Consider the following 12,746-nt stretch of genomic DNA (forward strand, 5'->3'; position numbering starts at 1 on the left):
CGGAGTCTAAAAAGATGAGACATATGCGGATTCTGCTGACCGTAACGTTTTCGCTGATGTTGGGAGCGGCGACGCTCACAGCCGATGACGACCCGGTCCGGCCCGCCCACTCCGACAGCGGCCTGGCCTGGTACGACGTCTCGGTGATCGGGGTGGAGGGCAAGGGCTGGACCGACACCAAGGCCTCCTACGACCGTCTCCCGGCCCGCGCCGAGGGTGTGGTCCGCAAGCCGGTCTGGGGTCTCAGCCGCGACGCAGCCGGGCTGTGCGTGCGCTTCGCCACCGACGCGCCCTCGATCAGTGTCGCCTGGGACGGCGGCGGGGGGTTGCAGCACATGCCCGCCACCGGACGCAGCGGCCTGGACCTGTTTGTGCGGCGTGAGGGCCAGTGGCGCTTCACCCGCGTGGCCCGTCCCGAGCAGGAATGGACCGTGCGCCGGCTGTTCGAGGGACGCTCGCAGCAGAGGCGAGAGTACCTGATGTATCTCCCGCTCTACAACTCGGTGAGCAAAGTGGAGATCGGCGTGCCGGACGATTGCACTCTCTGGCGACTGCCGAAACCGGAGGGCAAGCCGGTCGTGTTCTACGGGACCTCGATCACTCAGGGCGGCTGCGCCAGCCGTCCGGGCAACGTCCACACGGCGATCCTGGGCCGCTGGCTGGAGCGCGAGGTGATCAACCTGGGATTCAGCGGCAACGGCAGGATGGAGCCTGAGATGGCCGAACTTATCAGCGAAATCGACCCGGCGGTGCTGCTGATCGACTGTATCCCCAATGTCGGCGGGGATATCGGCACGCTGACCGAACCGTTCATGGAGATTTACCGCAAGCGCCGCCCGGATACGCCGGTGCTGCTGGTGGAGAATATCCGTCCCTCCGATGCCGCCGCCAACCGCCTGATGCGCGAGGCCTGGCAGCGGCTGATAGCCGCGGGCGATGAGCATATCCACCTGCTGGAGTGTACGATGGATGTCTGGCTGAACGGCGACGCCACGGTGGATGGGGTCCACCCCACCGACCTGGGGTTCCTGCTGATGGCCAAATGGATGCAGGGTCCGATTGGGGTGTTGTTGAAGTAATATTAAGTTCCAAAGGTGGTTGTACGAGGAAAGCATGTACAAGTATTTTTTAGAAATGGGAATTGTAAATAAAATCAGAGAGGGAAAATAACTTTACTAGTGTGGAGAGCTGTAAATAATATAAAAGACAACTGATGATAAATCCCCCTCGATCCCCCTTTACGAAAAGGGGATAACAACCCCCGCCTGCTACGCAGGCACTAAGGGGGCCTTGCTTCCCCCCCTTTGCCAAAGGGGGGCCAGGGGGGATTTCAGCTTGAGTTGATCGAACCATTACCAGAGCGTCGTATTTCTACATTTACGTCCGGGACACAACAGTAGCAACTTATATGAGGATACCACCATGATCACTGCCCAGCTTTCGACCCACCACCGCTACGAATCCCTTGTCCCCGGCCTGGCCCAGGCGTTCGCCTGGCTGAACGAGATCAAGGACAACCCGCCCGGGCCGGGCCGCTACGAGATCGACGGCGAGCGAGTGTTCGCCATCGTCTCTGTCTACACCACCGCCCCGCGCGTGGAGAAAATCCTCGAGGGCCACTACAACTACCTCGATGTCCAGTACCTTGCCAGCGGAGGCCCCGAGGCGATATATTACACGCCCGCGGAGATGGCCTCGACCCTGGAGGAGTACGACCCGGAGAAGGACTTTATCACCTACGAGCCGGACGCCGCCGACAGCATGCTGGTGCTGCACCAGGGCGATTTCGCGGTTTTCTTCCCCGAGGACGCCCACATGCCCGGCGCCGCGTTCGACCAGCCCGCCGCGGTGACCAAGATCGTGGTCAAGGTGCGGCTGCCGGAAGCGCGGGGCTGAGTTGCATGCGGTAACAAGAAGCTGTTTCATAACCTTGAAACGGGACAACCCCCGCCTGCTTGCGCAGGCACCCCCTTTGTTAAGGGGGAATTGTCCGGTCTCAGGCTTTTTCGTACGGTGGCTGGGGTTATCCGGTTTTAGTCCCCCTTCATTAAGGGGGGAAACAGGGGGTTGTGTTTTTGGGCTTACCTGCCAATGGGCGAAAGTTTGAAATAAAATCCAGTTATGAAACAACTTCTAATGGCTAAACGGGAAATCGGGAGGGAGCAGATGCAGGGAACCGATCCGCGCGACCTGAACCCGCGCGAACTCGACCAGGAGAATTCCGGCAAGGAAATCTCGTTTGTCACCGTCATGGGCCGCGACCAGCAGGGCATTGTCGCCCGGGTCAGCAGCCTGCTGTTCGAGCACAGGATCAATATCGAGGATATCGCCCAGAAAGTGATGCGGGGCAATTTCGTGATGATCATGATGGTCGATTTCAAGGACAGCCCCAGTGATCTGGAGGACGTAAAAGCCGCAATGGAAAAGTTGGCGAAAGAAATGGGTTTGATCGTGCAGATCCAGCACGAGGCCCTGTTCAAGACCATGCACAGAGTGTGAGCGATGACGATCAACGTCCAGGAAGTATTCGAGACAGTGCGGATGACGCTCTACCAGCATTTCGACATCCGCACCACCACGCTGGGAATCAACCTCAAGGATTGTATCCACAGCGATTTCCAGCGGTTCCGCGACAATGTCTACCGCCGGATCAACGGCAAGGCCTGCGAACTGGTGGAACAGGCGAAGGCGCTGGAATCCCTGTTCGGCGTACCGATAATCAACAAGCGCATCTCGGTCACTCCGATCAGCCTGATCATGGAGACCCACACGGAAGCCGGGAAGTTCCTGCAGATGGCCCGGACGCTCGACAGCGCGGCCGGGGATGCCGGGATCGATTTTATCGGCGGCTTCGGTGCGCTGGTCCAGAAGGGAATGACCCGCAGCGACGCCGCCCTGATCGAATCGCTTCCCGAGGTGCTGAGCAATACCGGCCGGGTCTGCTCGTTCCTGAACCTGGGCAGCACGGTGGCCGGACTCAACCTCGATGCGATACTCGCGCTGGGCCCGATCCTCAAGCGCACGGCCGAAGCCAGCGAGCGCGGGATCGGCTGCGCCAAGTTTGTCGCCTTTGTCAACGCGCCGGAGGACAACCCGTTCATGGCCGGTGCGTTCCACGGTGTGGGCGAGCCGGATTTCTCGGTCAATATCGGTGTCAGCGGACCCGGGGTCGTGCGCGATGTAGTCGCGGCCAACCCCGATTGCGACCTCACCGAGCTGGGCGAGATAATCAAGCGCACAGCCTTCAAGATCACCCGCGCCGGCGAGCTGATCGGCCGCGAGTTGGCCCGCCGGCTGGAGGTCCCGTTCGGCATCATGGATGTCTCGCTGGCCTCCACCACGGCCTCCGGCGACTCGGTGGCCAGCGTGCTGGAGGCGATGGGTATCGAGCGGGTGGGGGCGCACGGCTCAACCCTGGCCCTGGCGCTGCTGATGGATTCGGTGAAGAAGGGCGGAGCGATGGCCAGCGCGAGCGTGGGCGGCCTGTCGGGCACGTTCATTCCGGTCAGCGAGGACGAGCGGATGATCGCCGCGGTGCAGGAGGGTGCGCTCAGCCTGGACAAGCTGGAGGCGTTGACCGCGGTCTGCAGCGTGGGGATGGACATGTTCGGTGTGCCGGGCGACACATCGGCCGAGAAGGTGAGCGCGATTATCGCCGACGAGCTTTCGATCGGTATAATCAACCACAAAACCACCGCGGTGAGGATCATTATCGCCCCCGGCGCCGAGCCCGGCGACCTGGTCGATTACGGCGGCCTGCTGGGCCGGGTGCCGATCATGGCGGTCAACAAGTTCGGCTCGGTTAATTTCATCCGGCGCGGCGGCAGGATGCCCGCTCCGGTTACCGGGATGAAGAACTGATAAATCATCGGGAGACAAGATTCCACTCTTGAGAGGGGTGCCTGCCCAAGCAGGCGGGCGGGGATTGAATTTATTTCCCATGCGTATCAAGGAAAAGCTGAAAAGCACAACCCCCTGTTTCCCCCTTTTCTAAGGGGGAATTAAAACCTCGGAACCCCGCTGGCCGTGCTGACAGTCCGGGCCTGACATTCCCCTCTTGAGAGGGGTGCCTGCCCAAGCAGGCGGGGTGTGTGATTTTAATGACAATTAGAGATGATTCATTGATCGAAAAATATAGCTAAGCAACTACTACCGTGAAACCTCGTATCCTGAAATTTCTGCTGGCGCTGCTTGTCGCCGCCCCGTGGAACCTTGCCGCCCAGGTGGCGAACCAGTCCGCGGCCGCCGCGGATTCTGTCGATCTGCGCCGGCATCCCTCGCTGCAGGATGCGCTTAAAACCGCCTGGGCGGTGAAAGTCTCGAATCCGCCGATACTCGACGGCTACCCCGAGGACTCCTGCTGGACCCTCGCGCTGCCGATCGACGATTTCATCCAGCGCCGTCCCGACGAGGGCGAGCCGCCCACCGAGGAAACGGTGGTGCGGATTGTCTACGACGACGAGTCGATCTATTTCCTGTTCATCTGCTACGACAGCGAACCGGACCTGATCCGCGCCCGGCTCACTCCGCGCGACTATATCCAGAGCTCCGACAACGTCCGCGTCTATCTCGATTCCTATTTCGACCGCCGCACCGCCTTCCAGTTCTCGGTCAACGCCGAGAATGTCCAGGCGGACGCGCTCTGGAGCGAGGAAACACGTCGCGACGAGAACTGGAACGCGGTCTGGTTCAGCCAAGTGCGCAAGCTGAGTTACGGCTGGGTCGCCGAGATCGAGATCCCCTTCAGCGTGCTGCGCTTCGGCGGCGGCAAACCGTTCCAGACCTGGGGCCTGAACCTTACCCGCTATATCGAGCGCAAGAAAGAGTATAACCAGTGGCGGCTGATTCCCGAGAGCGAGCGGGGTTTCTTCGTCAGCCGGTTCGGGATGCTGGGAGGGCTGGAAAACCTGGACACTCCCACCCGGCTGGAGTTCCTGCCCTATGCGGTCGGTCAGCTTCAGGACAACGAGGTGCTTTCCGGCGACTTCACCCGTAATTTCGGCCTGGATATCAAGTACGGGATCAACTCCGGGGTCACGCTCGACCTGGCGGTCAACCCTGAGTTCGGCACGGTGGAAACCGATGAGGAGCAGCTGAACCTGTCCCCGTTCCCCACCTACTACCCCGAGAAGCGCCCGTTTTTTATCGAGTTTCAGGATGTGTTCCGCACCGATATCCGTCTGGTGCATACCCGCCGGATCGGCAGGCCGCTGAACAACGTGATCAACCCCGCCTCCACGATCCTTACCGGCGCGCGGATAGTGGGCAAGACCCGCAGCGGGCTGCGTTACGGCTTGATCGAGGCGCTGGTGGACGAGGAGAAGTACTATTTCGTCGATACCGACGGCGACGGCAGTTTCGACTCCGGCGAGGAGCGTGCCTACCACGGCATGGATGAGGTGCCGGGACTGGAGCGGGACCGGGTCAGGGAAAAATACCTGGACCCGCGGACCAATTTCCTGGTCGGCAGGCTGTCGAAAGAATATGACGACGGTTCGAGCCTGGGTCTGATCGGGACCAGCGTGATCCGCGATGACAGCCACCCCGATTTCGACTGGAGCCGCTATGCGTTCACCGGCGGCCTGGACTGGGACCTGCGGTTCAACCACACCTGGCAGTTATCCGGACAGGTGGCCGGCAGCGCTGTCGAGGATGCGGAGCGAAGCAGCTCTAAGGGCTACGGCCTGGAACTGAAACTCCGCAAGTTCAACGGCGAACACCTCACCTACGGGGTCAACTACGACAACTATTCCGACAGGTTCGACGTCAACGACCTGGGCTGGGTCTACGGCAACGACTACGGGACACACCGCGTCCGCGGCGACATCCGCTTCCGCGACCGCCCCCACGCCTCGGGGGTCCGCTCATATAACATCAACTTGGAACTGAACCGCAACTGGACCGACAGCTACCTTGACCAACTGGTGGGCAAGACGTTCGGTAACCGCTACGACATGGACCTGGGCAGCTATACGGGCGGAAACCTCAGTTCGGCCTGGGGTTCGATGAACGCGCGTGTGCAGTTCATGAATTACTGGAACTTGTTTGCCGGCACCTGGCGGGCGATAGAAAACAGCGAGGACGCCTTCCGGGCGGCGGATGACCACGATTTTATTTTCCGCTACCCCAAGGGACACGGATACTGGGCGGGAATAGCCAACGATTACAGCAGCCCGTTCAATGTCAGCTTGAACAACAATTTCAGCACCTACCGCGATGGCGACCGCTGGACCGGCAGTATCCGCTTCCGCCTCCGGCCCCGTCCAAACCTGGAATTGAATTTTGAACCGCGATTGCAGAGGAATACCGGATTCTCGGATTTCAGCGAGCCGGTCGAGACCGATGGCTTCGAGACGCCGGCTAAGATTCTGGCCCTGCGTGACACGCGGTTCGAAAGCTACGTTTTCCGCACCAGTTATACGATGAACAACCGGCTGGATTTCCGCTTGTTCGCCCAGTACACCGATTTCTCGTCAAACCGCCACACGCCGCTGGAGCCGGGGCAGTGGGTACTGAATTCTCCGCAGAACCTGCGCAGCACCCTGGGGATCCATTTCGTCACCCGCTTCGAGTTCCGCCCGGGCAGCTTTTTCTACCTGGTGTACAAGGAGAGCCGGTTCGACGATCACGAGACGGAAGGGTTCAGCCGTCCCGACCGCCAGATTATCGGCAAGTTCACCTACTGGCTGAGCAAGAGCTGAGCCGGCTCTGACCGGTTATCCTTTCACGCTGTTGACCTCCTGTTTATCTTTCGTCATTCATGCAGCCGCCAAACCGGCAGGATTGGTCCAGGCATATTGAGATGGAGAAAGAGTCTGCGTACCAGCGATTTCGACTATCAACTTCCCGCGGAGCTGATCGCCCAGCATCCGGCCTCCCGCCGTGACGGCAGCCGTCTGCTGGTGGTCCACCGCGAAACCGGAGAACTGGAGCACCGCGGGTTTTCCGACCTGCCCGGCTATCTCGCTCCCGGCGGCCTGCTGGCTCTGAACAACACCAAAGTGTTCCCAGCGCGCTTTACCGGCGCCCTGGAAGGCGGGGCGGAGTTCGAGGTGCTGCTGGTCCGTCCCCTGGAGGCTGAGCTCTGGGTGGCGCTGGTGAGGCCGGGCAGACGGATGAAAACCGGACGCTGGGTGGAGTTCGGCGGCGGGGAACTGCTGATGACGGTCGAGGATTTCGGCGAGGAGAAAGGCGAGCGGATCGTGCGGCTGGAAGCTCCCCGCGGAGGCGATATCAACGAGCTGATCGAGCGCTGGGGCCGGGTCCCGCTGCCGCCGTATATCGAGCGCACCGACACTGCCGAGGACCGCGAGCGCTACCAGACTGTCTATGCCAGCAGTCGCGGCGCGGTGGCCGCGCCAACGGCCGGGCTGCATTTTACCGCCGCTCTGCTGGACAAACTGACGGCGCGGGGTACAGAGCTGGTGGAGCTTACTCTTCACGTCGGCCCCGGCACGTTCCGTCCGGTGAGCGTGGAAGATGTCGCAAAACACCGGATGGGCCGCGAGTGGTACAGAATCGAGCCGGACGTGTGGGAGAAGATAGTCCGGGCGAGAAAAGCGGGTAGCAAGCTGACCGCCGTCGGAACCACCAGTGTGCGCACCCTGGAAAGCTGTGCGGACCGCGGCGGTCTCGAGGGTTTCACGGAACTGTTTATCACGCCGGGATTCGAGTTCCGCGTGGTGGACCGCCTGCTGACCAATTTCCATCTGCCGCGCTCCACCCTGCTGATGCTGGTTTCGGCGTTCGCCGGCAGGGACTTGATTCTGGAGGCCTACCGCGAGGCGGTGGAGCGTGAATACCGGTTTTACAGCTATGGCGATGCGATGTTGATCTTGTAGACCTGGAATTATTATCCGGGACGTTTTCTGTGACAGGGAAATTTTTCGAACTCCAGGCAACCGACGCTGCGGCGCGGGCCGGGGTGATCAATACCGGCCACGGCGTCGTGCGCACGCCGGTGTTCATGCCGGTGGGCACCCAGGCGACAGTCAAGACGCTCACTCCGGCCGACCTGGACGGGATGGGAGTGGAGATCGTGCTGGCCAACACATACCACCTCTACCTTCGGCCCGGCCACGAACTGATTCGCCAGGCCGGAGGGGTGCAGGAATTCATGGGCTGGCGCAAGCCCGTGCTCACCGACAGCGGCGGTTACCAGGTGTTCAGCCTGCTTGACCTGAACAGGATCAGCGAGGAGGGCGTGCGTTTCCAGAGCCACCTCGACGGCTCCTACCACATGTTTACCCCCGAGAGCGTGATGGAGGCTCAGGCTGCGCTGGGCGCGGATATTATCATGGCGTTCGACGAGTGCGTCCCGTACCCGTCGGAGGAAGACTACGTGCGCCTGGCCGCCGAACGCACGATCCGCTGGAGCGAGCGTTGCCGGGACTCTCTGGACGGGCTGCCCGGCGCTAAACGGCCGTCGTGGGCGCAGTACCTCTTCGGTATTGTCCAGGGCGGAATGTACCATCATCTCCGCCGGTGGTCCGCACAGCGGACGGTGGAACTCGGCCTGCCGGGATACGCCGTGGGAGGCTTGAGCGTGGGCGAGCCTAAGGAGTTGATGTTCGAGATGCTGGAATGCTCCCTGGAGCACCTGCCCGAGGACAAGCCGCGCTATATGATGGGCGTGGGTTACCCCGAGGACCTGGTGGCGGCGGTGGCCAGGGGAGTGGACATGTTCGACTGCGTGGTGCCGACCCGGCTGGGCCGCAACGGGAACGCGTTTACCAGCTCGGGACGGGTGGCGGTGAAGAATTCCTCGTACGCCGCCGATTTCGGTCCCCTGGACGGGGAATGCAACTGCTACGCCTGCCGCAATTTCACCCGGGCCTACATCCGCCATCTGATCAACACCGGCGAGATCCTGGGAATCAGGCTCACCAGCCACCACAACGTGCATTTTATCACCGCTCTTATGCGGCAGATGCGGGAAGCGATTTTCGACGGTACATTTGACCAATGGTCGCAACTGTTTTATAATAAGTACGATCCCGGCAGCCGGTAGGTTTGCGGTGCGCCGGTTTGTTTTTCCCGCCACCGGGTGGGGAATTGTCATTTCAGGCGGGTACTTTTTCCAGCGCTGAGGAAATTATCTCGAGGAGCAATCAATGGGTACGGATGTTCTCTATGCAATGGGTCGCGGCGGCGGGGGTCAGGGCGCCCCGGCGGCCGGTTTCGACGGTACGTTCTTTTTCATGATTATCGCCACGTTCGCGATTATCTACTTCCTGATCATGAGGCCGCAGAAGCAGCAGCAGAAACAGCACAAGCAGATGCTCCAAGAGCTGCAGAGGGGCGACGAGGTAGTGACCGCCGGCGGAATCTACGGTAAGGTTATCGATATCGAGGAGAACACGATAGACCTCAAGGTGGCCGAGGGGACCAAAATCAAGATCGAGCGGTCCCGGGTCGGCAGGGTAATAACCAAAGGAAGCTGAAGGGAAAACGGCCATGGCCGTTCTGCAATTGAAATACATGGGCGACCCGTTCCTGCGCAAGAAAGCGATGGAGATCGAGCCGGATGAAATCGACTCGGTGATGGACAAGCTGATCGGGGACATGATCGAGACGATGTACACCAAGGACGGGGTGGGCTTGGCCGCGCCCCAGGTGGGTGTCGGCAAGCGCCTGATTGTCTACGATAATGTCGAGGCCGGCTACCAGCTCGACCCGCAAGTGCTGATCAACCCGGTGATTATCGAGGAGGAGGGTTCCTGCCGCGGCGAGGAAGGCTGCCTCTCGATCCCGGAGATCAAGGAAATGGTCGAGCGCGCCGAGCGGATCGTGGTTCGGGGCCTGGACCGCGAGGGCGGCGAGGTGGAGATCGAGGCCACCGACATGGTTGCCCGGATTATCCAGCATGAGGTTGACCACCTGGACGGTATCCTGTTTGTCGACCTGTTGGGTGGTGTAAAGAAGAAGCTTGCTGTCTCGCGCTGGAAAAAGGTACGCAAGGAGTTGGAGGCGCGGCAGAGCGCATGAGGGTAATTTTCTGGGGTAGCCCGCAGTTTGCAGCCGGGCCGCTCGAAGAGATCTGCAAATCATCCCACGAGGTCGCCGGAGTTGTCTGCCAACCCGACCGTCCCAGCGGCCGGGGCCGTAAGCTCAATCCGCCTCCGGTCAAACGAGCCGCCGAACGTCTGGGCCTGGCTGTCCTTCAGCCCGAGCGCCCTCGCGGCGGCCAATTCCTGAGCGACCTCCGCTCGTTAGCTCCCGATATCTCAGTGGTCGTGGCCTACGGCCATATCCTCAGGCCGGAAATTTTTACCCTGCCACCCTATGGCTCTATCAACCTCCATGCATCACTGCTGCCCGCCTGGCGCGGAGCCGCGCCGATCCAGCGCGCCCTCGCCGCGGGTGATACCGCAAGCGGTCTGACCGTGATCCGGATGGACGAGGGGATGGACAGCGGCGAAGTTCTCGCCGTAAAGCGGATGGCAATCGGTCAATCCGAAACGTCCGGGGAACTGGCCGCACGGATGAGCGCCGCGGGCGGCCCGCTACTGGTCGAGACCCTGGACCGGATCGAGCGGGGCGAAGTCAGGCCCGTGCCGCAGGACCACAGCCTGGCCACATTCGCGCCCAAGATCGACCGCGAGGAGGCCCGGGTGGACTGGAGCCGTCCGGCGCGCGAAATCGCCAACTCGGTCCGCGCGTTCGACCCCGCGCCGGGGGCCTGGACAACCCGCGATAGCGAGCCGCTGAAATTATTCAGGCCCCGGCTTGCCGATTGCACAGGTGAGCCGGGGGCCGTGGCGCAGGCGCCCGGCGGCGGCCTGCTTGTCTGCTGCGGACAGGGCGCGCTGGAGTTTGCCGAGGTCCAGGCCCAGGGCAAGCGCCGGATGCCCGCCGCGGATTATTTGAGAGGCGCACCGGTTGCCGAAGGTGAGAAGCTGGAGTAGTGCTCAATAAAATTCTTCCCCCCAGGATTATTCGCCGGCGATCCCCCATATCGCTTTTTGTTGAATTGTCATCCGGACAATGGAGGACGGTATGGCTCGCACGATCAGTGTTTTTCTGGTATTGGGAATAGTTTCGGCAACCAGTATTCTCTGCGCGTATAATCCTTTCGCAAAAGAAAAGAACAAACTGTTTCCGGTTTATGCGGATTCCGGATATGGCTTTATCGACAAAACCGGCAAGCTGGTTGTAGCTCCTCAATTTGACGAAGTTGGCCGTTTTTCCGAAGGTCTGGTAAGTGTGCGCGTAGGCGATAAATGGGGCTATATCGACACTACCGGCGATCTGGTAATAGCTCCACAATATGACAGGGCTTGGTGGTTTTCCGAAGGACTGGCGAGTGTGAGTGTCGATACGAATTCAGGTTATATTGACACATGTGGCAGCTATGTTATAGAGCCACAGTACAGGTCAGCCTGGCCTTTCATCGAAGGTGTCGCCAGGGTGCAACGGGACCTAAGGGGCGCGAGTCTTTATATAGACAAGGCAGGAAACGAAGTGCTGAGTCTGGTGGGTACGAACCAGAGCAGGTCTTTTTCCGAGGGTCTGATGCGTGTGCAGCTTGATATGTTGAATTCCGGCCTTAAATGGGGATATTTCGACAAAAGCGGCGAGCTGGTGATCCCGGCCAGATATGACATTGCGGAAGATTTCTCTCAGGGCGTGGCCCGTGTCACGGTCGAGGAAAAATGGGGCTATATCGACCGGGAAGGCAAGTGGTTTATCGAGCCAAAGTACTTCAACGCCGCGGATTTCAGCGAAGGATTCGCTGCTGTGCTGGTGGGCCCCGGTTGGGGTTATATCAACAGGGCTGGCAAGCTTGTGGTGGAGCCTGTTTACATTACGAGTTCCGGTTTGAACAACACACTCAGCCACGGTTTCTTGGAGGGCCTGGCTAGTGTGGAAACAGACAACGGCTTCGGCTTTATTGACACCACCGGCACGATTGTTATCCCGGCCCGGTATGAGTTTGCCTGGGGTTTCCATGAAGGCTTTGCAACAGTTCTGCTGAACAATAAATGGGGCTATATCAATAAATCCGGCGAGCTGGTAGTGCAGCCGCAGTATGACAAGGCTGGATGGTTTGACAATGGCCTGGCCAAGGTGACAATCGGTAATAAAACCGGCTATATTAATACAAGCGGTAGTTATATCTGGCCGCTTACTGAAATACCAATGCGACGATATTAAGAATGGCCGCTGATAGTCACCACAATAAAATCGACTGGCGCAAATTCCCGGTCCACGCTGTGACCGATGACCGGGTTGTCCGCAGGTCAGGGTTCATCAAGGCCGCCGGGGCGGTGGCTTCTACCGGTATCGCTGCGATCAACCTTCGCGCCCACGGCCTGGGTGGGAGGCAACTGTTCGAGTTGGCTGTCAGGCTGCGAGAGATTACCGCCGCGATTGGCGCACCGCTGATTGTCGCCGGCAGGATCGATATCGCCTTGGCCGCCGCTGCCGACGCGGTCCAGCTGGGAGTGAACACTGTCCCGCTGGAGGCCGCCGCTGCCCTGTGCCGTGAGCGGGGCCTGGCGTACGGGTACTCCTGCCACAGCGTGGAGGAGGCGGTTGTTGCCGAGGGGGCCGGAGCCTCGTATCTGTATTTCGGCACTGTTTTTAAGTCCGCCGGCAAGCCCGGCGTTGCCCCCTGCGGAATCGACCTCCTTGCCAAATCAGCGGGGTCTGTCGATATTCCGGTGTTTGCAATCGGCGGGATCGAGACTGTCAACGCGCAGAGTGTGGCCGCGGCCGGAGCCGCCGGCGCCGCGGCGATCAGT

At 60.5% G+C, this 12,746-nt stretch carries 11 protein-coding genes and 1 pseudogene (1 of these 12 running past the window's edge); all 12 read left to right on the plus strand.

Going from position 1 to position 12,746, the window contains the following annotated elements; all coding sequences use genetic code 11:
• Positions 1-14: 14 nt before the first annotated feature.
• On the plus strand, positions 15-1,079 hold the full coding sequence (locus FVQ81_04750) for a hypothetical protein (protein MBW7995878.1): 1,065 nt from the start codon (positions 15-17) through the stop codon (positions 1,077-1,079).
• 343 nt (positions 1,080-1,422) lie between these two features.
• Complete coding sequence (locus FVQ81_04755; protein MBW7995879.1) at positions 1,423-1,896, plus strand: DUF386 domain-containing protein; 474 nt, start codon at positions 1,423-1,425, stop codon at positions 1,894-1,896.
• Positions 1,897-2,121: 225 nt separating this feature from the next.
• Positions 2,122-2,499: an ACT domain-containing protein gene (locus FVQ81_04760; GenBank protein MBW7995880.1), complete on the plus strand. Its 378-nt coding sequence runs from the start codon at positions 2,122-2,124 to the stop codon at positions 2,497-2,499.
• Positions 2,500-2,502: 3 nt separating this feature from the next.
• Entirely contained in the window at positions 2,503-3,861 is a 1,359-nt protein-coding gene (locus FVQ81_04765; GenBank protein ID MBW7995881.1) for a PFL family protein, read from the plus strand.
• Positions 3,862-4,154: 293 nt separating this feature from the next.
• Entirely contained in the window at positions 4,155-6,701 is a 2,547-nt protein-coding gene (locus FVQ81_04770; protein ID MBW7995882.1) for a carbohydrate binding family 9 domain-containing protein, read from the plus strand.
• A gap of 114 nt (positions 6,702-6,815) precedes the next feature.
• Positions 6,816-7,841, plus strand: a complete 1,026-nt coding sequence (queA, locus tag FVQ81_04775) for a tRNA preQ1(34) S-adenosylmethionine ribosyltransferase-isomerase QueA (GenBank protein MBW7995883.1) — start codon at positions 6,816-6,818, stop codon at positions 7,839-7,841.
• A 29-nt stretch (positions 7,842-7,870) separates the two neighbouring features.
• The gene (gene tgt / locus FVQ81_04780) at positions 7,871-9,010 is read left to right on the plus strand and encodes a tRNA guanosine(34) transglycosylase Tgt (GenBank protein MBW7995884.1); all 1,140 of its coding nucleotides are present in this window, start codon (positions 7,871-7,873) and stop codon (positions 9,008-9,010) included.
• 103 nt (positions 9,011-9,113) lie between these two features.
• A complete protein-coding gene (yajC, locus tag FVQ81_04785; GenBank protein MBW7995885.1) occupies positions 9,114-9,443 on the plus strand; it encodes a preprotein translocase subunit YajC in 330 nt (109 codons plus the stop codon).
• A 13-nt stretch (positions 9,444-9,456) separates the two neighbouring features.
• Positions 9,457-9,987, plus strand: a complete 531-nt coding sequence (def, locus tag FVQ81_04790) for a peptide deformylase (GenBank protein ID MBW7995886.1) — start codon at positions 9,457-9,459, stop codon at positions 9,985-9,987.
• Positions 9,984-10,907, plus strand: coding sequence for a methionyl-tRNA formyltransferase (locus FVQ81_04795; GenBank protein MBW7995887.1), 924 nt, complete (start codon positions 9,984-9,986; stop codon positions 10,905-10,907). Before def ends, FVQ81_04795 begins: the two co-directional genes overlap by 4 nt.
• Before the next feature lie 79 nt (positions 10,908-10,986).
• Positions 10,987-12,156 (plus strand): WG repeat-containing protein, encoded by a 1,170-nt coding sequence (locus FVQ81_04800; protein ID MBW7995888.1) that lies wholly within the window; start codon positions 10,987-10,989, stop codon positions 12,154-12,156.
• Positions 12,157-12,158: 2 nt separating this feature from the next.
• Positions 12,159-12,746: pseudogene (locus FVQ81_04805) on the plus strand (thiamine phosphate synthase) (it continues 75 nt past the right edge of the window).

This window comes from Candidatus Glassbacteria bacterium, from assembly GCA_019456185.1.
Classification (GTDB): domain Bacteria; phylum Gemmatimonadota; class Glassbacteria; order GWA2-58-10; family GWA2-58-10; genus JAJRTS01.

What these genes read in the sequence shown, in the direction of transcription:
- FVQ81_04800 (MBW7995888.1), top strand. Translation starts at nt 10,987, where the DNA reads ATGGAGGACGGTATGGCTCGCACGATCAGTGTTTTTCTGGTATTGGGA.
- FVQ81_04795 (MBW7995887.1), top strand. Translation starts at nt 9,984, where the DNA reads ATGAGGGTAATTTTCTGGGGTAGCCCGCAGTTTGCAGCCGGGCCGCTC.
- def (MBW7995886.1), top strand. Translation starts at nt 9,457, where the DNA reads ATGGCCGTTCTGCAATTGAAATACATGGGCGACCCGTTCCTGCGCAAG.
- FVQ81_04755 (MBW7995879.1), top strand. Translation starts at nt 1,423, where the DNA reads ATGATCACTGCCCAGCTTTCGACCCACCACCGCTACGAATCCCTTGTC.
- FVQ81_04750 (MBW7995878.1), top strand. Translation starts at nt 15, where the DNA reads ATGAGACATATGCGGATTCTGCTGACCGTAACGTTTTCGCTGATGTTG.
- FVQ81_04765 (MBW7995881.1), top strand. Translation starts at nt 2,503, where the DNA reads ATGACGATCAACGTCCAGGAAGTATTCGAGACAGTGCGGATGACGCTC.
- FVQ81_04760 (MBW7995880.1), top strand. Translation starts at nt 2,122, where the DNA reads ATGAAACAACTTCTAATGGCTAAACGGGAAATCGGGAGGGAGCAGATG.
- yajC (MBW7995885.1), top strand. Translation starts at nt 9,114, where the DNA reads ATGGGTACGGATGTTCTCTATGCAATGGGTCGCGGCGGCGGGGGTCAG.